Raw genomic sequence first — 21,612 nt, 5'->3', positions numbered from 1 at the left:
CATGACCGCAAGCAGAGCCAAACTCAAGAGCCGGCATATCGCTGTCTTATCGAGGCGCATGGGCCTGAACCGGACTTAACCCGGCTCGTCCGTCGCCACCAGTTTCCAGTTGGGATCGCGCGAGCCGGTGTCGCGCTCGAAGGTCCACACATCGGTGATCTCGCGCACCTGCTTGTTGTCGCCTTCGATGACCTCGCCCGCCTTGTTGAGCGTCGCCGAGATGAATTCGGCAATGAACCGCACCGTGATGCTGGCGCGCTTGCCCTTCAGATCGGCGGCGGTGAAATCCGCCTTGTCGATGCCGACGAAGCGCGATTCGAGCACGTTGCCGGCGCGCTCGCGCTCATCGATCGCCTTGGCAAAGCCTTCATACACATCGCGCGACAGCAGGTTCTTGAGCGACTGGCGATCACCCTGCGCGAAAGCGGTGACCACCATCTCATAGGCGACCTTGGCGCCATCGATGAAGCCGCGGGCGGAGAACTGGCCGTCGGCGCCGGCAATCTTCTCGAGCCCCTTGGCGACGCTGGAATCGGCTTCGGCGTAGCCGGTCCATACCGGCTCGGCCGGTTTCTCCAGGCCGGTATTTTCGGGCGCATTGTCGCGCTGCGGCAGATTGATCACATTGCCGTTCGATTGCGGCTTTTCGGCGCGGCGCTGGGCGGCATAGGGATCAAGCGGCGGACGTTCATTGCCGGTCCGCTTTCCGAGCACCGAACGCAGGCGCAGAATGACCACCACTGCGATCGCGAGGATCAGCAAATTGAGCGGGTCAAAGGCCTGATTCATCATTTCTGCGGGTCTTTCCGTCTGACCAAATTGAAGTCCGGGTCTCCACCCCCTTATATAGGAGGACCGGGGCCGGGTCCAAAGGCCGTTGCCCGGCTCAATTTCCTACAGGTTTCAGGTGATCAGAACCATATTTTTTGTCCTTTTTGCGCTCGGCCTCCTGGAGCTTTTCCTCCTGGTCAAGACCGGCCAGTGGTTCGGCGCCTGGTTCCCCATCTTTGCCGTGCTGGCGGGCTTCATCGCCGGGGGCCTCACCATCCGCCATGCCGGCCTCAAATCCCTGTCCGAGCTGCGCCGCGCCAGCCAGACCGGCCAGGTCGGGCCCGACATGGCCATTGGCGGCCTTCTGGGCGTGCTTGCCGGCATCCTGTTCATCCTGCCGGGGCTCCTGTCCGATGTGGCGGCCCTGGTTCTGCTGCTTCCCTTCATGCGCCGGATCGTCGGCAAGCGGATGCACCAGCCGACGGCGCGCCGCGGCGCGGTGGTGATCGACGGCGAGGCGGTCGAGATCCATGAGGATCGCCTGCCGCCCCGGGAAAAGGACGAAGACTCGCCCTGGACGCGATAGATCACGCATCGCCTGGAAGCTTGCGGCACATCAGCCATTCATGATAGGCGGGTCACGCATTTTTGATGAAAGGCAGAGATTGATGGCCAAGACCAGCAAGCCAGCGCCGAAGAAGACGGCCGCCAAGACAACCAATGGCGGCAGCTCCGAGGATGCTCCCCCGCCCGCTGCGGCCAATGTCGCGCCCGACATCAACGCCCCGGCGCCGCAGCCCGGCGCGCAGCCCTCGATGCGCATACTTGGCCAGTATCTGAAAGATCTGAGCTTCGAGAACCCGCATGCGCCGGCTTCGCTCGCGCCGCAGAAGGCGCAGCCCGAGATCAACATCTCGATCAATGTGAATGCGCGCAACCTGGCGCCCAATGATTTCGAGGTCGAGCTCCATATCGACGCCAAGGCGACATCGGAAAGCAAGATCGTCTTCGCCGCCGAGATTCTCTATGCCGGCGTCTTCCGGCTGGAGAACTTTCCACAGAACATGCTGCATCCGGCGGTGCTCATCGAATGCCCGCGCATGCTCTTCCCCTTCGCACGCCAGATCCTCGGCGATGCTACGCGCAATGGCGGCTTCCCGCCCCTGATGCTGGACCCGATCGACTTCGCCGGCATGTATCAGAAGCGCATGGCCGCGCAGGCGCAGGCCACGGCTTGATCCACCTCAAAGTTTCTCCCAGAAAGTTCCGCACTCCATTCCCCTCCCCCTTGTGGGGAGGGGTTAGGGGTGGGGGGTCGGCCAAGCGACAGCCGGATCATCCTTTCACGGAACAATTTGAGAGAGCACCCGACCCCCACCCCGACGCTGCGCGTCGACCCTCCCGCAAGGGGGAGGGTAATTCTAGTTCAACAACTCGTTCCAGAGAGCCTTGTCGCCAAGTTCGGCGACGAGCGCCTTGTGAGCCACAATCTCCGCTTCGGTGAGGCGGCTGGCGAGCGGATGGGTCCGCGGTTTCACGAGACCAGAAGGGGCCACAGCGGCGCGCGTGGCAACCGTGATGGCCGAAAGCGACAATGCCGACTGGCGCCCGCCAATGAGCTCCAGATAGACATCGGCCAGCAATTCGGAATCGAGCAGCGCGCCATGCTTCTCGCGCTTCGAATTGTCGATGCCATAGCGCTTGCACAGAGCATCGAGGCTGTTGGGGCCCATCGGATGCTTCTGGCGCGCCAGCATCAGCGTGTCGACGACGCGCTCGGGCAGGATTGCCGGCGCATTGATGCGGGCGAATTCGGCATTGAGGAAGCCGACATCGAAGGCGGCATTGTGGATGACGAGGCTCGCATCGCCGATGAAGGCGATGAATTCCTGCGCGACCGCCGAGAACACCGGCTTGCCCTTCAGGAATTTGGTCGACAGGCCGTGAATGGCTTCGGCGTCGGACGGCATGTCGCGCTCGGGGTCGATGTAGTAATGGAAGGTCTTGCCGCTCGGAATGTGGTTGACGAGCTCGACCGCACCGATCTCGACGACGCGATGGCCCTTGGCGTGATCAATTCCGGTTGTCTCGGTATCGAGAACGATCTCGCGCATCGCTTAAGCCGAATCACCTGTGGTAAGTGCGGCGATTATAGCCGCGACCTGGCGGCGGGCGTGATCAAATCCCTTGTGGCTATCCACAATGAAATCGGCGCGGGCGCGTTTCTCAGCATCGGGAAGCTGGCGCGCCAGGATGGCAGCGAATTTCGCCTCGCTCATGCCCGGGCGGGCAAGGACGCGACGGCGCTGGACATCGGCGGGCGCGGAGACGACGACGATCCTGTCGACATCGCGGTCGCGCCCGGTCTCGAACAGGAGAGGAATATCGAGCACCACGACCGGCGCGTTGCGCTTGCGGGCCTCGGCCAGGAACCTCGCCTGCTCGGCGCGCACCAGCGGATGGACGATCTTCTCGAGCCTGGCAAAGTCGGCCGGATGGGCACCGAGATGAAGGCCGAGCTTCCGGCGATCGACGCGGCCGGCGCTGACGACATTCGGAAAAGCTTCGGCCACCGGCGCCACGGCAGCGCCGCCAGCCTCGTAGAGCTGGTGCACGATCGCGTCTGAATCGGAAACCGGGACGCCCAGTTCGGCGAACATACGCGCGGTCTCGGTCTTGCCCATGCCGATCGAGCCGGTGAGCCCCAGGACGATCATCGCCGATAGCCCGGATCGATATCGGCAGCGACGAGATCATAGAGCTCAGGCGTCACCTGCGGGCGGGTGCCGAACCACAATTCGAAACCGCGCACCGCCTGGTGCAACAGCATGCCGAGACCGGGCACCGTCGGATTGCCGCGCGCCTTGGCACGCTTCAGCAGGTCGGTTTCGAGCGGCGTATAGACAATGTCGGTGACGACCGCGGAAGCGGGCAGGTGCGCCAGGTCGATATCAAGAGGCGGCTGTGCCGTCATGCCGAGCGATGTCGTGTTGACGAGCAGATCCGCGGCGCCGAGAAGCCGAGGCGCTTCCGTCCAGTCCCTGGGCTCGATGCGCGGACCGAAATCGCGCTGCAATTCCTCCGCCCGGGCATGCGTGCGGTTGGCGATCAGGATACGCTCGGCACCTTCATCGACCAGGGCGCCGACGATGGCACGCGTGGCACCGCCGGCGCCGAGGATCACGACGGTCCTGCCCTTGACCTGCCAGTCCGGCAGGTCGTTCCTGAGGCTGGCGATGAAACCCTCGCCGTCCGTGCTGGTGCCCCAGAGCTCGCCGTCGCGCTCGAACACCGTATTGACGACGCCGAGTTTTTTCGTCGCCGCATCGGCGGTGCGGACAACGCGGAAAGCGGCTTCCTTATGCGGCAAGGTGACGTTGCATCCGACAAAGCCGTTGCCGCGCAGCCGGGCAAGAAAGCCGGAGAGGTCCTCAGGCTTGACCGGAAGGCGCTCGTAAGATCCCTCGATGCCATAGCGCTTCAACCAGTAGCCATGGATGATGGGGGAGCGGGAATGGCTGATCGGCCAGCCAATGACACAGGCTTTGCGGGTCATGCGGCGATGGCGCCCTTGCGCCTCAGGTAATCGAGCAAGGGAAGCAGCGGAAGGCCCAGTATGGTGAAGTAGTCTCCGGCAATACTCTCGAAGAGCTGGATGCCGAGGCCTTCGAGCTTATAGCCGCCGACCGAGGTGGTCACATCGCTGCCCGTCCGTGCCATATAATCGTCAAGGAATGCATCGGAGAATAAACGCATCACCAGTGTCGCCTGGCCCAGATGCTGCCAGACGACCTTGCCGTCGGCCGCGCAGCACAAAGCGGTCTCGAGGACATGGCTTCGGCCGCGCAATTGGCTCAGCTGATCGCGCGCCGCTGCCGGAGAGGCCGGCTTGTCGAAGGTCCGGCCGGCGAGATTGAGGACCTGGTCGGCGCCAATCACCAGGGTGCCCGGCATTCGATTCGTTACCGAAACGGCCTTTGCTGCCGCCAAGGCGAGCGCGAGGTCGCCGGGAGACAGGCCTTTCGCACCGCGCTTCAGCTCATCCTCATCGACATCCGGCCGGACCGCTTCGAAGACAAGGCCTGAACGGGTGAGGAGCTCGCGGCGGATGGAGCTGGTCGAGGCAAGGACCAGTCTCATGTCTCGGAACCCTTCGTCTCATTGCGCTCGCGCATCAGGTTGATCACCGCGGCAGCCGTTTCCTCGATCGAGCGCCGGGTGACGTCGATGATCGGCCAGTTGTGGCGGGTGCAGAGCTTGCGCATATGCGACAGCTCGGCCGCGATGGCATCCTGGTCGACATAGTCGGTCTCGCCGTGCTCGTTCATGGCGAGAAGCCGATGCTTGCGGATCTGGGCGATGCGCTCGGCGCTGGCAATGAGGCCGACGATCAGCGGACGGGTCACCGTCTCGAGCTCTTTCGGCGCCGGAATATTCGGTACGATCGGAATATTGGCGGTCTTGATGCCGCGATTGGCCAGATAGATGCTGGTCGGAGTCTTCGAAGAGCGGCTGATGCCGGTGAGGATGACATCGGCCTGGTCGAGATCGTTCGTGTGCTGACCATCATCATGGATCATGGTGAAGTTGAGCGCATCGATGCGGCGGAAATACTCGGCATTGAGCGCATGCTGGCCGGCGAGCTGCGGCCGCGACTGGGCGTTGAGATATTGCGCGAGACTGGCGATGACCGGATCGAGGATGGAAATGCACGGAATGGCAAGCTCGGCACATCTCTTTTCGAGCTGCGACCTCAGATCGGTGTCGATGAGCGTGAAGAGGACCACGCCGGGCTGGTTCTCGATCTCGATCAGAGCGCGGGCGAGCTGCTTGGGTGTGCGGACCAGGGCATAGATGTGTTCCACCGGCTGGTAATCGGCATAATAGGCCATGGCGGCGCGAGCCACGGTATTGAGCGTCTCACCCGTGGCGTCCGAGATCAGATGCATGTGGAAAAATCTGGGCGCTGACACGGGGAGGACCAGTTACTCGATTGTGGATAAGTCGGTGCCTGTTAAGGACTTGGAAAGCTTCTATCATTTACTTCAGTGCGTAATCCACAATTTCGCGCCTCAGAATTGCGGTGCGTCGGTTCTGTGCATAACCCGATGCTGTTTACGATGACTGCAAGGCTTGTGGAAATTCCTGAACGGACTTGCTCTAAAGCATTGGAATCAAGATCATATTCCTGATCTGTCGGGGCTCGCCGTTTGTCCGGGAAATGTGTGACAACTGGGCCCGGTTGGCAAAGGCCGGAGAAGATCGCTATTCATGACTCCGGTGCGCCAGCATCTTAATCAGAATCCTTTCTCTTCTCTTATATTGGTTTGAGTCATGGCGAGTTCGGCACTACTGGACGTCCTGAAAGGCAAGATGCCGGGAAGACGCCCACTATGGTTCATGCGTCAGGCCGGTCGTTATCTTCCCGAGTATCGTGAAGTCAGAGCCAAGGCCGGTTCGTTCCTCAAACTCTGCTATACGCCTGAGCTCGCGAAGGAAGTGACGCTTCAGCCTTTGCGGCGCTTCGATCTCGATGCGGCGATCATATTCGCCGATATCCTGGTCGTTCCGCAGGCCATGGGGCTGGGACTGAGCTTTGCGGATGGCGAAGGGCCAGTGGTCGAGAAGGTTTCAGGGCCTGAAGGTGTGGCGGCATTGCGGCCGGTCGATGAGGCGGAGGAAGTGCAGCTGGTCTGCGAGACCGTGTCACAAGTGAAGGCGAGCTTGTCCAAGGACATCGCGTTGATCGGGTTCTGCGGGGCGCCATGGACGGTGGCGAGCTATATGATCGGTGGCGGCGGCGAAGGCGGACGGGAAGCGGCGCGTGCCGTGGCCCTGGCTGGTCCGCAATGGTTCGCTGAGCTGATGCAGCGGCTGGTCGATGCGTCAGTGGCCTATCTGGTCCGGCAGGTCGATGCCGGCGCCGAGGTGGTGCAGATATTCGATTCCTGGGCGGGCGACCTGCCGGGCTATGCCCAGCAGGATCTGGTGGGGAAGCCAATAGCGGCAATTCTTAGCCGGCTTCGGAAGGAGAGGCCGGGTGTGCCGGCGATCGTTTTTGCGCGCGGCGCCGGTGCCGGGCACCGGATGATCGGTGAGATGACGAAGGCCGAGGGTTTGAGCGTCGAGACGTCGATGCCGCTGGACTGGGCACGGGATCATCTGGCGGGGCGGCATGTCGTCCAGGGCAATCTCGATCCCTTGGTGGTGGAACAAGGGGGCGGAGCGCTGGAGGCAGGGGTCAGGCAGGTGGCTGGAATTCTGCCGAAGCAGCACCATATATTCAATCTCGGCCATGGCATGCGGCCCGGGACATCGCCGGCTCATGTCGATTCTGTCGTCAAAGCTGTGCGCAGGTTGGACGGGTAGACCCGGTTATGGCTTATCTCTGGCTCAAGGCCTTCCATATCATTGCGGTCGTGGCCTGGATGGCGGGGCTTTTCTACCTGCCGCGGCTCATGGTTTACCACCGGCGCACGGCGATCGGCGGCGAGACCTCCGAGATGTTCAAGGTCATGGAGCGCCGGTTGCTCAGGGCGATCATGTATCCGGCGATGGGCATGAGCTGGCTGCTCGGTCTGGCGCTGATCTGGGTCACCGATGCCTATGCCAATATCAGCCTGTGGCTGGTGGTCAAGCTGATTGCGGTAGTGGCCATGACCGGATTTCACCAGTGGCTGGCGAAGTTCGTGAAGGCCTTTGGCGAAGATGAACGGCCGCGTGATGAGCGCTTCTTCCGGATGATCAACGAGATCCCGACCGTGCTGCTGATCGTGATCGTGATCATGGCCGTGGTCAAACCATAGATCACGATCACTTCAGACCGTATCGGTCTGAAGTGATTAACGTGATCGTAATCCAAGATTGGGCGCGTGATCGGACGGAAAACCGGGAGCCACTTTTCCTGATCACGCGCCAGAAATTAACAGTTTCCAACGCACGAGGATTTTGTTAAAGCTCTCGTGAAGCAGTGACCGGTTCAAGGTTCCCACCTCAAAGGACCGGCAGGATTCTTCATCAGAATCAGCTCCCTCCCTCACCCGTCGGGCCGTTGTTTTGGAAGCCCGGCATTTCAACAGTTACGTGGAATACGCGCCGCCTCTGCGGCGTTTCCCAAGAACCCCCATGACAAGCATTTCAGAACTCAAAGAGATCAAATTACACTCCCTCAAGGAGAAAACCCCGGCCGAGCTCCTGGTCATTGCCGAGGAACTCCAGGTGGAGAATGCCAGCGCATTGCGCAAGCAGGAGCTGATGTTCGCCATTCTCAAGAGCCTGGCGGCGCGTGAGGTCGAGATCATCGGCGAAGGCGTGGTCGAGGTGCTGCAGGACGGCTTCGGCTTCCTGCGCTCGCCGGATGCGAATTACCTGGCAGGCCCCGACGACATCTATGTCAGCCCGAGCCAGATCCGACGCTTCACCTTGCGCACCGGCGACACGGTCGAAGGCCAGATCCGCAGCCCGAAGGACGGCGAGCGTTATTTCGCCCTGCTCAAGGTCAATACGATCAATTTCGAAGATCCGGACAAGACCCGGCACAAGGTCCATTTCGACAACCTCACCCCGCTCTATCCCGATGAGCGGCTGGAGATGGAGATCCAGGATCCGACCAAGAAGGATTTCTCGGCACGGGTCATCGATATCGTGACGCCGATCGGCAAAGGCCAGCGCGGCCTGATCGTGGCGCCGCCGCGTACCGGCAAGACGGTGCTCCTACAGAATATCGCCCAGTCGATCACCTCCAATCACCCCGAATGCTATCTGATCGTGCTGCTGATCGACGAGCGTCCGGAAGAGGTGACCGACATGCAGCGCTCGGTGAAGGGCGAGGTGATCTCCTCGACCTTCGATGAACCGGCGACGCGGCATGTGCAGGTCGCCGAGATGGTGATCGAGAAGGCGAAGCGGCTCGTCGAACATGGCCGCGACGTGGTGATCCTGCTCGATTCGATCACGCGCCTCGGACGCGCCTATAACACGGTGGTGCCATCCTCGGGCAAGGTGCTGACGGGCGGTGTCGATGCCAATGCGCTGCAGCGGCCGAAGCGTTTCTTCGGTGCGGCGCGCAATATCGAGGAAGGCGGCTCGCTGACCATCATCGCGACGGCGCTCATCGACACCGGCAGCCGCATGGACGAAGTGATCTTCGAAGAGTTCAAGGGCACCGGCAATTCGGAAATCATCCTCGACCGCAAGGTGGCGGACAAGCGCGTCTTCCCGTCGATCGACATATTGCGCTCGGGCACGCGCAAGGAAGAGCTGCTGGTCAAGCCGGACCTGCTCAAGAAGACCTATGTCCTGCGGCGCATCCTCAACCCGATGGGCACGGTCGATGCGATCGAGTTCCTGCTCGACAAATTGCGGCAGACCAAGACCAACGGCGATTTCTTCGATTCAATGAATGCCTGAGGTGGGCCTTCCCTTCTCCCGTGCGCAGCATGGGAGGTGGCGCGTAGCGCCGGATGAGGGCTCTTTCTCGACACCAAGAGTTTCTGATTATTTTGCGAGTATCGGAGTGAGGGTAGAGCCCTCACCCGCCCTGTCGGGCACCCTCTCCCATTGCTTCGCAACGGGAGAGGGGGAAGTGTTTGAGAATGCGAAATTACCGACTTAAGCCGAGGAGCCGCAAGGCTTCCTCGACCTCTGCAATTGTCTCGGCCGGTGCCGCGCAGACCTGGCCGCGGCAGAGATAGATCCGTGCGCCGGGGCCGGCGGATTTCTGCCGGGCCGGATGATCGCTCGGCAGGGCTTGGGGATCAGTGACCCACAGAATGATGGCCCTGGCGCCCAGGGCTGCGATGAGGCGGCGGAAGCGCGGATCCGAAAACGGATCGGCCTGGGTGCCGCTCATGACGATCTGGATCGGATCGGCGAGCGTCGTGAAGGCATCGAGCAGCGTGGCATAGCCGAAGGGATTGCCGGCCGCCTGGACGGCGAAACCGCGCTGAATGGCCTCAGCCTTGCGCAGATACTCAGTCTTGCCGGTCAGGTGATGAAGCGCCGCCAGATTGCGCAGCATGACGGCATTGGCATTGGGTGTCGCATCATCATGGCCTTGCGCATGACGGATGATGAGGCCGGCCTCTTTGGTGGAAAAATCGAAAGCGCCCTTGCTGTCGTCCCAGAGATGGGCGGTCATGGCCTCTGCCAGCATTTCGGCCGAGGCGAGATGATCGCCGTTCGGCGTTATCGCGGCGAGCGCCAGGGCGGCAGTGATGAGATGGGCATAGCCTTCGGCAGTCGCATCGTAGCGCAGCCGATCGTCGCGCCAGGAGTGGTGCAGGCGCCTGTTTTTCCAATGCGTGGCGAGGACGGCGGTGAAGGCGGTGCGGGCGGCTTGCGCCCAATCCTCACGGGCCAGGAGAAGTGCTGCCTCGGCCAGGCCTGAGATCATCAGGCCATTCCAGTCGGCGAGCACCTTGTCGTCATAACCGGGCGGGATTCGCATCGCGCGGCGGGCGAACAGGATCTGGCGGGAAGCGGCGAGACGGCGCTCGGTTTCGTCGTCGAGAAGGTCGAGCATCCTCAGCCGATTGAGGATGGTGTGGCCTTCCCAGTTGCCGGCCTGTGAAACATCATAGACCTGGCGAAAAAGATCCGCTTCATGCGCCGGAAGGGCGGCATCGATTTCTTCCCTGGTCCAGACATAGTATTTGCCCTCCTCGCCTTCGGAATCGGCGTCGTAGCTCGCGGCGAAGGCACCTGAGGAGGTAAGCATCTCGCGCCGGACGAAGGCGATTGTTTCCTCGATTCGGATACGGAACAAAGGATTGCCGGTGCGCGCGGCGGCACGGGCAAGAAGCGAGACGAGCTGGGCATTGTCATAGAGCATCTTCTCGAAATGGGGGACGAGCCAGACCGCATCGACGGAATAGCGCGCGAAGCCGCCGCCCAGATGGTCATAGATGCCGCCCTGGGAAATATGGGTGAGTGTCGTGGTGACGGCCTGGGCCAGGCGCTCATCGCCTGTGCGTTCGGCCATGGTCCACAGAAAGGCGAAGACGGGAACTTGCGGAAATTTCGGGGCACCCTTGAGGCCGCCGTGATCGAGATCGACGGCGCCGAGAAAAGCGCGGGCGGCTTCCTGGACGAGATCGAGAGACAATGCCGCCTGGCGGTCCGCCGTTTCCGGTTCGCGGCTGAGGGCTGAGAAGATGGCCCGCGCATTGGTCGCGACCTTGTCGCGCTCGTGCTGCCAGATGCGGCTGAGCTCGCGCAGCACATAGCGGAAGCTCGGCCGGCCATAGAGCTGCTCCTTCGGAAAATAGGTGCCGCCCCAGAAAGGGTGGCCGTCGGGCGTGAGGAACATGGTGAGCGGCCAGCCGCCCTGCTCACCCAGGGAATGCAGCGCCTGCATATAGAGGCGGTCGACATCGGGACGCTCCTCGCGGTCGACCTTGATCGCGACGAAATGCTCGTTCATGAGACGGGCGGTGTCGTCGTCCTCGAAGCTCTCATGCGCCATGACGTGGCACCAGTGGCAGGCGGCATAGCCGACCGAGAGGAGGATGGGCTTGTCCTCGGTCCTGGCCCTGGCGAAAGCCGCCTCGCCCCAGGCCATCCAATGCACCGGATTGTCCTTGTGCTGGAGCAGATAGGGGCTGGTTTCGTGGCGGAGCAGATTGGCGGATAATGCGGTCATCAGCCCATGCTACGCTGCCAGGCGAGCAAGGCAAATGTCTCAAGCCAGGCCGGTCAAAAGGTATCGATTCGAATCCGAAATGAGTGAAAGTAGTACCATATTCGCGCTTTCTTCCGGGGCCGGAATGGCGGGTATCGCGGTCATCCGTGTCAGTGGGCCAGAGGCCTTTGCGGCAGCCCGGAAGCTGTCCGGCGCCCTACCCGAGCCCCGCTTCGCGGCCCGGCGGATCTTCCGCGATCCCCTTTCGCAGGACGTGCTGGATGACGGCATTCTGCTGCTGTTTCCGGAGCCTAAAAGTTTCACAGGCGAGGATGTGGCGGAGCTCCATGTCCATGGCAGCCTCGCGGTCATCCGCGCGGTCCTCGCGGCGCTGGGTGGTATGGCCGGCCTGCGGCCGGCGGAGCCCGGCGAGTTTACCAGGCGGGCCTTCCGGCATGAGCGCATCGATCTGGTGGCGGCGGAAGGGATCGGCGATCTCATCCAAGCCAGGACCGAGCGGCAGCGCAAGCTCGCCCTCCATCATGCGCTGGGGGGCGCCTCGCAGGTGATCGAGGGCTGGCGGCGCGATCTCATCGGCATATTGGGCCGGGTGGAAGCCGCCGTCGATTTCGCCGATGAAGCGGATGTCGCCCGGCAGACGGTCGAGGATGTCCGGGAGAGGCTCGATGACCTGACCCGCAGGATGCGCCGTGCGCTGGCCGAAGCCGACCGCGCCTCGGCCATCCGGGAGGGGCTCAAGATCGTGCTGGCCGGGCCGCCCAATGTCGGCAAATCGAGCCTCCTCAATGTGCTCGCCCGGCGCGACGCCGCCATCGTCTCGGCCATACCGGGTACGACACGGGACGTGATCGAGGTGGCGATGGAGTTTTCGGGCGTGCCGGTCATCCTCACCGACACGGCCGGCTTGCGCAGCGCGAGCGAGGACGAGATCGAGCGCATCGGCATGGCGCGTACCGGGCGCGAGCTTGCGGGCGCGGACATCGTCGTCTGGGTCAGTGCGCCGGAAAGCCCGCAAGGTCCTCCCCATGATCTCGATTCGGAGACGTTATGGATCGAGAACAAGAGCGATCTCGGGGACGGAACCGGCAGCACCGGCGCGGCGTACCGGATCTCCGCCAAGACGGGCGCGGGTATGGCCGAATTCTTTGCAGCGCTGGAAGAGCCGGTTCTGCAGCTTGCGGCGCAAACGGAATCGGCCACTTTGATTCGGACCCGTCACAAGCAGGTCGCCACATCCTGCGTTGAAAATCTGCTGCGCGCCACCACACATTCAACCGATGAGCTGGAGCTGATGGCAGAGGCTTTGCGGGCGGCCGCTTGTGATATGGGCCGTCTTACCGGACGGATCGATATCGAAGATGTTCTCGACTCGATCTTTCGTGAGTTCTGCATCGGAAAGTAGATTCACCCCTGTTTCACGTGAAACTGGTGAAGACGCGTTAACACTTTCGCGAATCGATGCGCCTTCCCAGATGCAGGCGCTTTGACGTCCGTCAACGGATTAAGTATGGGAGCGCGCATGACGTGCGATTTCGATGTCATCATTGTCGGGGGCGGTCACGCCGGCTGCGAAGCCGCGGCCGCGGCGGCGCGCCTCGGCGCCCGCACCGCCCTGGTGACCCATCGTTTCGCGACGATCGGCGAGATGTCGTGCAATCCAGCCATTGGCGGTCTCGGCAAGGGCCATCTGGTGCGCGAGATCGATGCGCTTGACGGCGTGATGGGGCGTGTCGCCGACCAGGCCGGAATCCAGTTCCGCCTGCTCAACCGCTCCAAGGGCCCGGCCGTCCGCGGGCCGCGCGCCCAGGCCGACCGCAAGCTCTATCGGCAGGCCATGCAGGAAACGATCCGTGTACAGACGAACCTTGCGGTGATCGAGGCCGGCGTATCCGCCCTCATCATCGACAATGGCCAGGTGCGCGGCATTGTGAGCGAGGACGGCCGCCGCATCGGCGCCGGGGCCGTGGTGCTGACCACTGGCACCTTCCTCAACGGGCTCATCCACCTTGGGCCCAAGAAGATCCCGGCCGGACGGGTCGGCGAGCCGCCGGCACTCGGCCTGTCGCAGCAGATGCGGGACGCGGGCCTCAGACTCGGCCGGCTCAAGACCGGCACGCCCGCCCGCCTCAGGGGCTCGAGCATCGACTGGGCAAGGCTCGAGGAACAGAAGGGCGATGAGGATCCCGTCCCGTTCTCGATCCTGACGAAATCGATCACCACGCCCCAGGTCTCCTGCCATATCACCCAGACGACCGAAGCGACGCACCGGATCATTGCCGACAACATCCATCTGAGCCCCATGTATTCGGGACAGATCGAAAGCATCGGCCCGCGCTACTGCCCCTCGATCGAAGACAAGATCAACCGCTTCAAGGACCGCTCGGCGCATCAGATCTTCCTCGAGCCGGAAGGGCTCGACGACGACACGGTCTATCCGAACGGGATCTCGACCTCGCTGCCGGAAGAGGTGCAGCTGGCATTCCTCAAGACCATACCGGGGCTCGAGACCGTCCAGGTGCTGAGGCCCGGCTATGCCATCGAGTATGACCATGTCGATCCGCGCGAGCTTTCCTCGGCGCTCGAAGCGAAGGCCCTGCCCGGCCTCTATCTTGCCGGTCAGATCAACGGCACGACCGGCTATGAGGAAGCCGCCGCCCAGGGCCTCGTCGCCGGCCTCAATGCGGCGCGCCGGGTTGCCGGCCAGCCGCCTGTCATTTTCGACCGGGCGGAAGCCTATCTCGGTGTGATGATCGACGACCTCGTGACCAAGGGCGTGTCCGAGCCCTATCGCATGTTCACCTCCCGCGCCGAATACCGCCTGAGCCTCAGGGCCGACAATGCCGATGAGCGCCTGACGCCCAAGGGCCTGGCGCTCGGCCTCGTCGGGGCTGAGCGTGCCCGTGTCTTCGCCGGCCGCCAGGAGCTGCTGGGCCAGGCCCGCGCCATGGCACGCACCCTCTCGCTCACCTCGGCCGAGGCGGCCAAGGCCGGGCTCAAGGTCAATCAGGATGGCAAAAGGCGCAGCGCCCTCGACCTCATCGCGACACCCGATGTCGGCTTCGAGCGCGTCGCCGGCCTGTGGCCGGATTTCGCGCGGCTGCCGCGCTATGCCCGCGAAGCGCTGGAAGCCGATGCGCTCTATTCGGGCTACATGGCCCGCCAGGAGGCCGACATCGTGGCGCTGCGCCGCGACGAGAGCCTGACGCTGCCGGCCACGGTGGACTACGCGGCCATCCCGTCGCTGTCGGCGGAGCTGCGCCAGAAGCTGGCGCGGATCAGGCCATCCTCGCTCGGTCAGGCGGCGCGCATCGACGGCATGACCCCGGCGGCGCTGACCGCCATACTGGGTCATGTGCGCCGGCGCGAAAGCAGGGAAAGCGCGTGACGGGCCAGCAGGCGGTTCTCGACCGCTTTGATGTTTCACGTGAATCAGCCGAGCGTCTCGAGACCTATGTCAGCCTGCTTCTGACCTGGCAGACGCGCATCAATCTTATCGGCCCCTCGACCCGCGACGACATCTGGTCACGCCACATCGCCGATGCGCTGCAGCTCCTGCCGCTTCTGCCGCAGAGCGCCAAAGTCCTCGCCGATCTCGGCAGCGGCGCCGGCATACCCGGGCTGATCCTCGCCATCGCCCGGCCGCTCGAGGCGCATCTCTTCGAAAGCAATCTCAAGAAGGGCGCCTTCCTCAGGGAAGCTGCGCGCCAGACCGGTGCTGAGGCACAGGTGCACAGCCAGAGGATCGAGACGGCGGGCGCGCTGGCGGCCCGGATCAAAGCTGACGTCGTCACCGCCCGGGCCCTTGCGCCGCTTCCCAAGCTCCTCGATTATGCCCAACCTTTCCTCGAAAATGGTGCCATAGGCTATTTTCATAAGGGACAAGATGTGGATGCGGAATTGACCGATGCCACCAAATCTTGGAAAATGCAGGTTGAAAAGCACCCGAGCATGACCGATTCCCGCGGCGTGATCCTTGTGGTGAAGGAGGCTCATCGTGTCCCTCGCTGAAAAACTGCTGCCGCAGTCCTCGACGCCGCGCATCCTGGCGCTTGCCAACCAGAAAGGCGGGGTCGGCAAGACGACGACGGCCATCAATCTGGGCACCGCGCTCGCCGCCGTCGGCGAAACGGTGCTGATCGTCGATCTCGACCCGCAGGGCAATGCCTCGACCGGGCTCGGCATCCAGCGCCGTCCGCAGCAGCGCTCGACCTACCACGTGCTGATGGGCGAGGCTGAGCTTTCCCAGGTGATCGTCAGCTCGGGCATCCCCCGGCTCGACTGTGCCCCTTCGACCATGGATCTGCTCGGCGCCGAGCTCGAGCTCTCCGAGATCAGCCGCAAGACCTACCGGCTGGCGGATGCCATCCAGAAGCTCGAGGCGGATCCCCGCCACAAGCGCTACAGCTATATTTTGGCGGACTGTCCGCCCTCGCTCAATCTTCTCACCATCAACGCGCTGTCGGCCGCCGATGCGGTGCTGGTGCCGCTGCAATGCGAGTTCTTCGCGCTGGAAGGCCTGAGCCAGCTGCTCAAGACGGTGGAGCGGGTGAAGGGCAGCCTCAATCCGAAGCTCGCCGTGCAGGGCGTCGTGCTCACCATGTTCGACCGGCGCAATTCGCTCTCCGAGCAGGTGGCGCAGGATGTGCGCAGCGTGCTCGGCGACAAGGTCTACCAGACGGTCATCCCGCGGAATGTCCGGGTATCCGAAGCGCCCTCCTACGGTAAGCCTGTTCTGCTTTATGATCACGAATGCGCGGGCTCCCAGGCCTATATCCGCCTCGCCTCGGAGATCATCCGGCGGGAACGTGATTTGCGGGCAGCTTGAGGCGTAATCGATTCGCTACCGCAACAAACTCTGTTAAGGTCTTGTTAACGCTTTGATTCGGGGGCTCCGGGACGCATGATGATGACACAACAACCGCAAAAGCGCCGGCTTGGCCGCGGACTGGCCGCCCTGATCGGCGATGACACGACGGAAGAGGCGGTCGTCCAGGACGCGCGCAGCCTGCGCCATGTGCCGATCGAGTTGCTGCACGCCAATCCGAACAATCCGCGCAAATATTTCGCCGACAGCGACCTCGAGGACCTGACGCGCTCGATCCGCGACAAGGGCCTGCTGCAGCCGCTGGTGGTGCGCCAGCGCGGCAGCGAATACGAGATCGTCGCCGGCGAGCGGCGCTGGCGCGCGGCGCAGCGCGCCGGCATCCACGAAGTGCCGGTGCTGATCCGCGATCTGACCGACGGCGAAGCGCTCGAGATCGCGCTGATCGAGAATATCCAGCGCGCCGACCTCAATGCGCTGGAAGAGGCGCGCGCCTATCAGCAGCTGATGGACCAGTTCGACTATACCCAGCAGCAGCTCGCCGATTCGGTCGGCAAGAGCCGCAGCCATATCGCCAACACCATCCGCCTGCTGTCGCTGCCGGAAAGTGTCCGCCGCCATATCGAGGACGGCGCGCTCACCGCCGGCCACGCCCGCGCCCTCGTCGCCACCGAATCGCCGCAGCAGCTCGCTGAGAAGATCATCCAGCTCGGCATGACGGTGCGCGAGGCCGAAGGCCTGTCGCGCAGCGAAGCCGAAGCCAAGGGCCGTCCTCCCGTCGCCAAGGCGCAGAAGGACGCGGACACGGTGGCGCTCGAGCACCAGCTCAGCGAGGTGCTGGGCCTCAAGGTCGAGATCGTCAACAAGGGCCGCGCCGGCGGCTCGGTGACGGTGCGCTACAAGACGCTCGAGCAGCTCGACGACGTGTGCAACCGACTGGTCAAGTCGTAATCATCAGTAGACGGATTATCCGGACACGGACCATTCACTCGCGCGCGCCGTGCCGGCGCTGCAGCGCCAGACGAGCCAGCGACAGAAAGGCGCGATGAGTGATCTGGTCGTTGAGTGCCGATAGCGTGGTGGTGCGCGTGTCGCGCGTCGCCCGGCCAATGAGATCGGACGCCCGCAGGAGCGAGTCGCCGTCCCACAGCGCCACCTGGCGCTGCAGCGCCGGCTGCTGCTTGAAGAACACCGGCGGACGCGCCTGGCGCACCGCCATTTCCGGGCTCTTGCCGCGCTCGACATCGACCCGGAGCCGGGTGAGCCGGGCGGCGTGACTGGCGGCCATGATGAGCAGCCCGGCACCCGCCAGGCCGCTGTCGCGCAATCGCGTGAAAGCGTCATCGGCATCGGACAGCGCGCCGTCGAAGGTGGCGTTCAGGAGGTCATCGGCGGAGAGCTCGGCGACATCGCCGCACACAGCCTCCACATCGGCCAGTGTCACCTGCGCGCGGCCATGGCAGTAGAGCGCCAGCTTGGCGAGCTCCTGGCGCGACATGCGGCGGTCGGCGCCGAGCAGACCGACGAGCGCCTGGCGCACCTCCATGTCGGTGATGAGACCCTTGGCGTCCAGCTCCTCGGCGATGAGGCGCTCGAGGTCGATGGCCGAATCCTCGTAGCAGGGCACGATCCACAGATTGGCCGCGGGCTCGAACAGGTTGCGCAAGCCCGCCGATTTGGCGAGCGTGCCCGCTTCCGCCACCACCAGATTGCCGGATGCGGTGACGAGCGGCATGGCCTTGAGAAAACCGCTGCCGGCATTCTCCACCCAGACGACGCGCCGGCCGCCGCCAAAGGACAGGGCCTGCGCCTCGTCGACCAGCCTCGCTGGATCGGCGAGGAGGGTGGGATCATCGAGACGCACCACGGCGAAGGGATCATCGAGGCTGCCGGCGACCGAGATGACCAATTGCCGGGCCCGCTCGCGCACCGTGCCGCCATCGGGGCCATAGATCAGGACCGCCAGCGCCTTCTCGGCGTCACGGCGCAGGAAATTGTCGATGCCGGTCCATTTGAGGATGGCCATGGCTAGTTCAAAACAATTGCGCCGCTTGCCCAACCCTCATGCTGAGGTGCGAGCGCAGCGAGCCTCGAAGCATGATCCAGGAACAACGGTCTTGCCGGTTGCCACCCTTCGAGGCCCGCCTCTGGCGGGCGCCTCAGGGTGAGGGTGATGAGTGGGGACGCATCCATGCAGCTCTATTGCGCAGACGCGAAATGCGCCGCGAGCCGGGTGCGGATATCGAGCGCGATCTCATGGGCGCCGCGCTCCACCGCATTGGTCTTGGCCTGAAGATCGGCAAAGGACTGGCCGATATCGTCATAGGACACGTTGGAGAAAGTCTTGCCGCGATAGATCGTCTTGCCGCCGCCGGCCAGCTCCTTCAGCTCGAAGCTCGCCATCACCCGCACGGTCGAGCGGCGGGCCTGGCGTGAATCGGAGGAATCCTCGATCGAGCGGTCTTCCTGCGATGACGCCACGATATCGAGGCGGTAACGGTCGGGCTCGGCCGTGCCGGCCGGCCGCATGGTCGAGAGCAGGTCGTTGCGGATGAGCTGGGTCAGCCGGTTCCGCGGCTCGGGAATGCTGACCGAAGCCAGATCCCCCCTGACGCCCGGCGAGTCGTTGTCGCTGCTGTAGAGCGGTTTGAACCCGCAGGCGCCGAGCAGGACCAGCAGCGGCAGGACAGCAAGGAAACGCCAGCGTTTCATGGGCTCAGCCGCTCACCACATTGGCAATACGATCCATCACGACCACGACTTTCCTCACCGGCTTGCCGTCGAGAGCGCGCTTCACATTGTCGAGCGCCAGGACGGCGGCCTCCACTTTCGCGTTTGGCAGGCCTTTCGGCAAGCGAATTTCATCACGCCGCTTGCCGTTGACCTGGACGGCAATGGTCACTTCATCGGAGACGGTGAGCGCCGGATCGGCCTTGGGCCACGGCCGGTCGACCACCAGGGTCTTGTGCCCCAGAACCTGCCAGCATTCCTCGGCCAGATGCGGCATCATCGGCGCCATCAGGACGACGAAGGCCTCGCCGGCTTCCCGCAGCGCAAAGCGCATCCCGTCATCGAGGTCGTTCTTCTGCAAGGCGGCCTGGAGCGCGTTGGCGAGCTCGTAGATGCGGGCGATGCCGCGGTTGAAGCGCAGCGCGCCCAGATCCTCGGTCATCGCCTGGACGGCCAGATGCGTGGTGCGGCGCAGCTCCAGCGCGTCGCCGGCGATGCCGGCCGGCGCCTTCGTTCCGGGGCTCGCGCCCTTCTGTTGTATATCCGCAACGAGCCGCCAGACCCGCTGGACGAAACGGAAGGCGCCCTCGACGCCGTTCTCGGTCCATTCGATGTCGCGCTCGGGCGGCGTGTCGGACAGGACGAACCAGCGCGCCGTATCGGCGCCGTAACGTTCGATGATGGCCTCGGGATCGACGACATTCTTCTTCGACTTCGACATCTTCTCGATGCCGCCAGTCGTGATCTTCTCGCCCGTCCTCGCATGCACATAGCCCTCGCCCGCGCGCGCGACCTCGGCGGGGAGAACCCACTCGCCGGCGGCGGTGCGGAAAGTCTCGTGCACCACCATGCCTTGCGTGAACAGGCTGGCGAAGGGCTCCTTCAGGTCGAGATGGCCGGTAAGCGTCATGGCGCGGGCATAGAAGCGCGAATAGAGCAGATGCAGGATCGCATGCTCGACGCCGCCGATATACTGATCGACCGGCATCCAGTATTTCGCCTCGGCGCGGTCGACCGGAATCGGGGCTTGCGGCGAGCAGAAGCGTGCGAAATACCAGGAGGAGTCGATGAAGGTGTCGAAGGTATCGGTCTCGCGCCGCGCCTTGCCGCCGCAGGACGGACAGGTCGTGTCCTTCCAGGTTGGGTGGTGCAGCAGCGGGTTGCCCGGTCTGTCGAAGGTGACATCCTCAGGCAGCGTCACCGGCAGGTCCTTCTTCGGCACCGGCACGACGCCGCATTTGCCGCAATGGATGACCGGGATCGGGCAGCCCCAATAGCGCTGGCGCGACACGCCCCAGTCGCGCAAGCGGAAATTCACCTTGCGCTCGCCCATGCCGGCCGTCTCCATGCGCCGGGCAATGGCCTCCTTGGCCTCGGGCACGGTCATGCCGTCGAGGAAATCCGAATTGATCAGGACAGTCTGATCGTCTTCCTTTTCGAGGAAAGCCTCATCACCGACCGCAAATTGTGACGGATCCGTTCCTTTCGGCGCGACCACCGGTATGACCGGGAGGCCATACTTGCGGGCGAAATCGAGGTCGCGCTGGTCATGCGCCGGACAGCCGAAGATGGCGCCCTCGCCATAGCCCATCAGGACGAAATTGGCGGCATAGACCGGCAGCCTGACTTCCGGGCGGAAGGGATGGCGGGCATAGAGCTTGAGCGGGAAGCCCTTCTTCTCGGCCCGCTCGATCGATTCCTCGCTGGTGCCGAGTGCCGCCACCTCGCGGCGGAATTCCGCGAGGCCGGGCAGCGCCGGCTCGAGCTCGCGGACCAAGGGATGATCGGCCGAGAGCGCGCAAAAGCTGGCGCCGAAGATCGTGTCATGGCGCGTGGTATAGACGGTGAGTTTGTCGCCGACCTGCTTGCCATTGTCATCCTCGAGCGTGAAGGCGAAGCGCATGCCTTCCGAGCGGCCGATCCAGTTGGCCTGCATCAGCCTGACCTTCTCCGGCCAGGTCTTGAGATCATCGAGCGCCGTCAGCAGCTCTTCCGAATAGTCCGATATCTTCAGGAACCACTGGGCGAGCTCGCGTTTCTCGACGAGGGCGCCCGAACGCCAGCCGCGCCCGTCGATCACCTGCTCATTGGCGAGCACCGTCTGGTCGACCGGATCCCAGTTGACCATCGAGACCTTGCGCTCGACCAGCCCCGCCTTGATGAAATCGACGAACATCTCCTGCTCGTGGCGATAGTAGGACGGATCGCAGGTCGCGAATTCCCGCGACCAGTCGAGCGAGAGCCCCAGGGACTTGAGCTGCCCCCGCATGGCGGCGATGTTGTCATAGGTCCAGGACTTGGGATGGACGCCGCGCTCGATGGCGGCATTCTCGGCCGGCATGCCGAAGGCGTCCCAGCCCATCGGATGCAGCACATTATAGCCCAGAGCGCGCCGGTAGCGGGCGAGCACGTCGCCCATCGTGTAGTTGCGCACATGGCCCATATGGATGCGGCCCGAGGGGTACGGAAACATTTCGAGCACGTAATATTTTGGCCGCGACGGGTCGTGACGTGCCTCGAAAGCGCGTTTCTCGGTCCAGGCCTGCTGCCAGCGCGGCTCGGTATCGCGCGGATTATAGCGTTCGGTGCTCAACTTCGGGTCCAATCGGGGTTATTTCCGCTTGGAAGTACCAGCCCTTGCAAAGCC

At 63.6% G+C, this 21,612-nt stretch carries 20 protein-coding genes; 10 read left to right on the top strand and 10 right to left on the bottom strand.

Going from position 1 to position 21,612, the window contains the following annotated elements; translation table 11 throughout:
- Positions 1-75: 75 nt before the first annotated feature.
- On the bottom strand, positions 76-789 hold the full coding sequence (locus tag DT068_RS14410) for a Tim44/TimA family putative adaptor protein (RefSeq protein ID WP_119390655.1): 714 nt from the start codon (positions 787-789) through the stop codon (positions 76-78).
- A gap of 118 nt (positions 790-907) precedes the next feature.
- Between DT068_RS14410 and DT068_RS14405 the strand changes: the two genes are divergently transcribed.
- Together DT068_RS14405 and secB are read left to right on the top strand one after the other, a co-directional pair.
- Positions 908-1,357 (top strand): FxsA family protein, encoded by a 450-nt coding sequence (locus DT068_RS14405; protein ID WP_368904728.1) that lies wholly within the window; start codon positions 908-910, stop codon positions 1,355-1,357.
- Between the two features lie 82 nt (positions 1,358-1,439).
- Positions 1,440-2,009, top strand: a complete 570-nt coding sequence (gene secB / locus DT068_RS14400) for a protein-export chaperone SecB (protein WP_119390534.1) — start codon at positions 1,440-1,442, stop codon at positions 2,007-2,009.
- Positions 2,010-2,192: 183 nt separating this feature from the next.
- Here secB and dnaQ read toward each other — a convergent pair whose 3' ends face one another.
- The 5 genes from dnaQ to DT068_RS14375 are packed head-to-tail and all read right to left on the bottom strand — an operon-like array spanning position 2,193 to position 5,720.
- Positions 2,193-2,885: a DNA polymerase III subunit epsilon gene (dnaQ, locus tag DT068_RS14395; RefSeq protein ID WP_119390533.1), complete on the bottom strand. Its 693-nt coding sequence runs from the start codon at positions 2,883-2,885 to the stop codon at positions 2,193-2,195.
- 3 nt (positions 2,886-2,888) lie between these two features.
- Entirely contained in the window at positions 2,889-3,488 is a 600-nt protein-coding gene (coaE, locus tag DT068_RS14390) for a dephospho-CoA kinase (RefSeq protein WP_119390532.1), read from the bottom strand.
- Entirely contained in the window at positions 3,485-4,327 is an 843-nt protein-coding gene (locus DT068_RS14385; RefSeq protein WP_119390531.1) for a shikimate dehydrogenase, read from the bottom strand. The genes coaE and DT068_RS14385 overlap by 4 nt, the downstream gene beginning before the upstream one ends.
- Positions 4,324-4,911: a Maf family protein gene (locus tag DT068_RS14380; protein WP_119390530.1), complete on the bottom strand. Its 588-nt coding sequence runs from the start codon at positions 4,909-4,911 to the stop codon at positions 4,324-4,326. The genes DT068_RS14385 and DT068_RS14380 overlap by 4 nt, the downstream gene beginning before the upstream one ends.
- A complete protein-coding gene (locus DT068_RS14375) occupies positions 4,908-5,720 on the bottom strand; it encodes a pyruvate, water dikinase regulatory protein (protein ID WP_119390529.1) in 813 nt (270 codons plus the stop codon). The genes DT068_RS14380 and DT068_RS14375 overlap by 4 nt, the downstream gene beginning before the upstream one ends.
- Before the next feature lie 385 nt (positions 5,721-6,105).
- Between DT068_RS14375 and hemE the strand changes: the two genes are divergently transcribed.
- The 3 genes from hemE to rho all read left to right on the top strand — a co-directional run bounded on the left by hemE (position 6,106) and on the right by rho (position 9,180).
- Complete coding sequence (gene hemE, locus DT068_RS14370) at positions 6,106-7,140, top strand: uroporphyrinogen decarboxylase (protein WP_119390528.1); 1,035 nt, start codon at positions 6,106-6,108, stop codon at positions 7,138-7,140.
- Between the two features lie 8 nt (positions 7,141-7,148).
- On the top strand, positions 7,149-7,577 hold the full coding sequence (gene hemJ, locus DT068_RS14365) for a protoporphyrinogen oxidase HemJ (protein ID WP_119390527.1): 429 nt from the start codon (positions 7,149-7,151) through the stop codon (positions 7,575-7,577).
- A gap of 319 nt (positions 7,578-7,896) precedes the next feature.
- Positions 7,897-9,180 carry a transcription termination factor Rho gene (gene rho / locus DT068_RS14360; protein ID WP_119390526.1) on the top strand — a complete coding sequence of 428 codons (1,284 nt, stop codon included), beginning with the start codon at positions 7,897-7,899 and terminating at the stop codon, positions 9,178-9,180.
- Positions 9,181-9,373: 193 nt separating this feature from the next.
- On the opposite strand, the gene DT068_RS14355 is transcribed toward rho, so the two are convergent.
- Positions 9,374-11,413: a thioredoxin domain-containing protein gene (locus DT068_RS14355; RefSeq protein ID WP_119390525.1), complete on the bottom strand. Its 2,040-nt coding sequence runs from the start codon at positions 11,411-11,413 to the stop codon at positions 9,374-9,376.
- A gap of 34 nt (positions 11,414-11,447) precedes the next feature.
- On the opposite strand from DT068_RS14355, the gene mnmE reads away from it, so the two are divergent.
- The 5 genes from mnmE to DT068_RS14330 all read left to right on the top strand — a co-directional run bounded on the left by mnmE (position 11,448) and on the right by DT068_RS14330 (position 17,186).
- Positions 11,448-12,815, top strand: coding sequence for a tRNA uridine-5-carboxymethylaminomethyl(34) synthesis GTPase MnmE (gene mnmE / locus DT068_RS14350; RefSeq protein WP_368904727.1), 1,368 nt, complete (start codon positions 11,448-11,450; stop codon positions 12,813-12,815).
- A 117-nt stretch (positions 12,816-12,932) separates the two neighbouring features.
- On the top strand, positions 12,933-14,798 hold the full coding sequence (mnmG, locus tag DT068_RS14345) for a tRNA uridine-5-carboxymethylaminomethyl(34) synthesis enzyme MnmG (RefSeq protein ID WP_119390653.1): 1,866 nt from the start codon (positions 12,933-12,935) through the stop codon (positions 14,796-14,798).
- Complete coding sequence (rsmG, locus tag DT068_RS14340; protein ID WP_119390523.1) at positions 14,795-15,421, top strand: 16S rRNA (guanine(527)-N(7))-methyltransferase RsmG; 627 nt, start codon at positions 14,795-14,797, stop codon at positions 15,419-15,421. Before mnmG ends, rsmG begins: the two co-directional genes overlap by 4 nt.
- Positions 15,408-16,238: a ParA family protein gene (locus tag DT068_RS14335; protein WP_368904726.1), complete on the top strand. Its 831-nt coding sequence runs from the start codon at positions 15,408-15,410 to the stop codon at positions 16,236-16,238. Before rsmG ends, DT068_RS14335 begins: the two co-directional genes overlap by 14 nt.
- 81 nt (positions 16,239-16,319) lie before the next feature.
- A complete protein-coding gene (locus DT068_RS14330) occupies positions 16,320-17,186 on the top strand; it encodes a ParB/RepB/Spo0J family partition protein (protein WP_119390651.1) in 867 nt (288 codons plus the stop codon).
- Between the two features lie 34 nt (positions 17,187-17,220).
- Here the strand turns inward: DT068_RS14330 and holA are convergent, their stop codons facing one another.
- The 3 genes from holA to leuS form a co-directional block, all read right to left on the bottom strand.
- Positions 17,221-18,261, bottom strand: coding sequence for a DNA polymerase III subunit delta (holA, locus tag DT068_RS14325; protein ID WP_119390522.1), 1,041 nt, complete (start codon positions 18,259-18,261; stop codon positions 17,221-17,223).
- 173 nt (positions 18,262-18,434) lie between these two features.
- Positions 18,435-18,947: a hypothetical protein gene (locus DT068_RS14320; protein ID WP_119390521.1), complete on the bottom strand. Its 513-nt coding sequence runs from the start codon at positions 18,945-18,947 to the stop codon at positions 18,435-18,437.
- A 4-nt stretch (positions 18,948-18,951) separates the two neighbouring features.
- Positions 18,952-21,558, bottom strand: coding sequence for a leucine--tRNA ligase (leuS, locus tag DT068_RS14315; RefSeq protein ID WP_119390650.1), 2,607 nt, complete (start codon positions 21,556-21,558; stop codon positions 18,952-18,954).
- Between the last annotated feature and the right edge of the window lie 54 nt (positions 21,559-21,612).

It is taken from the genome of Taklimakanibacter lacteus (assembly GCA_003576695.1).
Classification (GTDB): Bacteria; Pseudomonadota; Alphaproteobacteria; order Rhizobiales; family Aestuariivirgaceae; genus Taklimakanibacter; species Taklimakanibacter lacteus.
Note: the sequence above shows the minus strand (reverse complement) of the source record. Positions and strands in the feature narration are given on the sequence as shown.

Bases quoted from the DNA above. Each gene is read 5' to 3' on its own strand.
- DT068_RS14410 (WP_119390655.1), bottom strand. From the start codon at position 789: ATGAATCAGGCCTTTGACCCGCTCAATTTGCTGATCCTCGCGATCGCA.
- secB (WP_119390534.1), top strand. From the start codon at position 1,440: ATGGCCAAGACCAGCAAGCCAGCGCCGAAGAAGACGGCCGCCAAGACA.
- dnaQ (WP_119390533.1), bottom strand. From the start codon at position 2,885: ATGCGCGAGATCGTTCTCGATACCGAGACAACCGGAATTGATCACGCC.
- coaE (WP_119390532.1), bottom strand. From the start codon at position 3,488: ATGATCGTCCTGGGGCTCACCGGCTCGATCGGCATGGGCAAGACCGAG.
- DT068_RS14385 (WP_119390531.1), bottom strand. From the start codon at position 4,327: ATGACCCGCAAAGCCTGTGTCATTGGCTGGCCGATCAGCCATTCCCGC.
- DT068_RS14380 (WP_119390530.1), bottom strand. From the start codon at position 4,911: ATGAGACTGGTCCTTGCCTCGACCAGCTCCATCCGCCGCGAGCTCCTC.
- DT068_RS14375 (WP_119390529.1), bottom strand. From the start codon at position 5,720: ATGCATCTGATCTCGGACGCCACGGGTGAGACGCTCAATACCGTGGCT.
- hemE (WP_119390528.1), top strand. From the start codon at position 6,106: ATGGCGAGTTCGGCACTACTGGACGTCCTGAAAGGCAAGATGCCGGGA.
- hemJ (WP_119390527.1), top strand. From the start codon at position 7,149: ATGGCTTATCTCTGGCTCAAGGCCTTCCATATCATTGCGGTCGTGGCC.
- rho (WP_119390526.1), top strand. From the start codon at position 7,897: ATGACAAGCATTTCAGAACTCAAAGAGATCAAATTACACTCCCTCAAG.
- DT068_RS14355 (WP_119390525.1), bottom strand. From the start codon at position 11,413: ATGACCGCATTATCCGCCAATCTGCTCCGCCACGAAACCAGCCCCTAT.
- mnmE (WP_368904727.1), top strand. From the start codon at position 11,448: ATGTCTCAAGCCAGGCCGGTCAAAAGGTATCGATTCGAATCCGAAATG.
- mnmG (WP_119390653.1), top strand. From the start codon at position 12,933: ATGACGTGCGATTTCGATGTCATCATTGTCGGGGGCGGTCACGCCGGC.
- DT068_RS14330 (WP_119390651.1), top strand. From the start codon at position 16,320: ATGACACAACAACCGCAAAAGCGCCGGCTTGGCCGCGGACTGGCCGCC.
- holA (WP_119390522.1), bottom strand. From the start codon at position 18,261: ATGGCCATCCTCAAATGGACCGGCATCGACAATTTCCTGCGCCGTGAC.
- DT068_RS14320 (WP_119390521.1), bottom strand. From the start codon at position 18,947: ATGAAACGCTGGCGTTTCCTTGCTGTCCTGCCGCTGCTGGTCCTGCTC.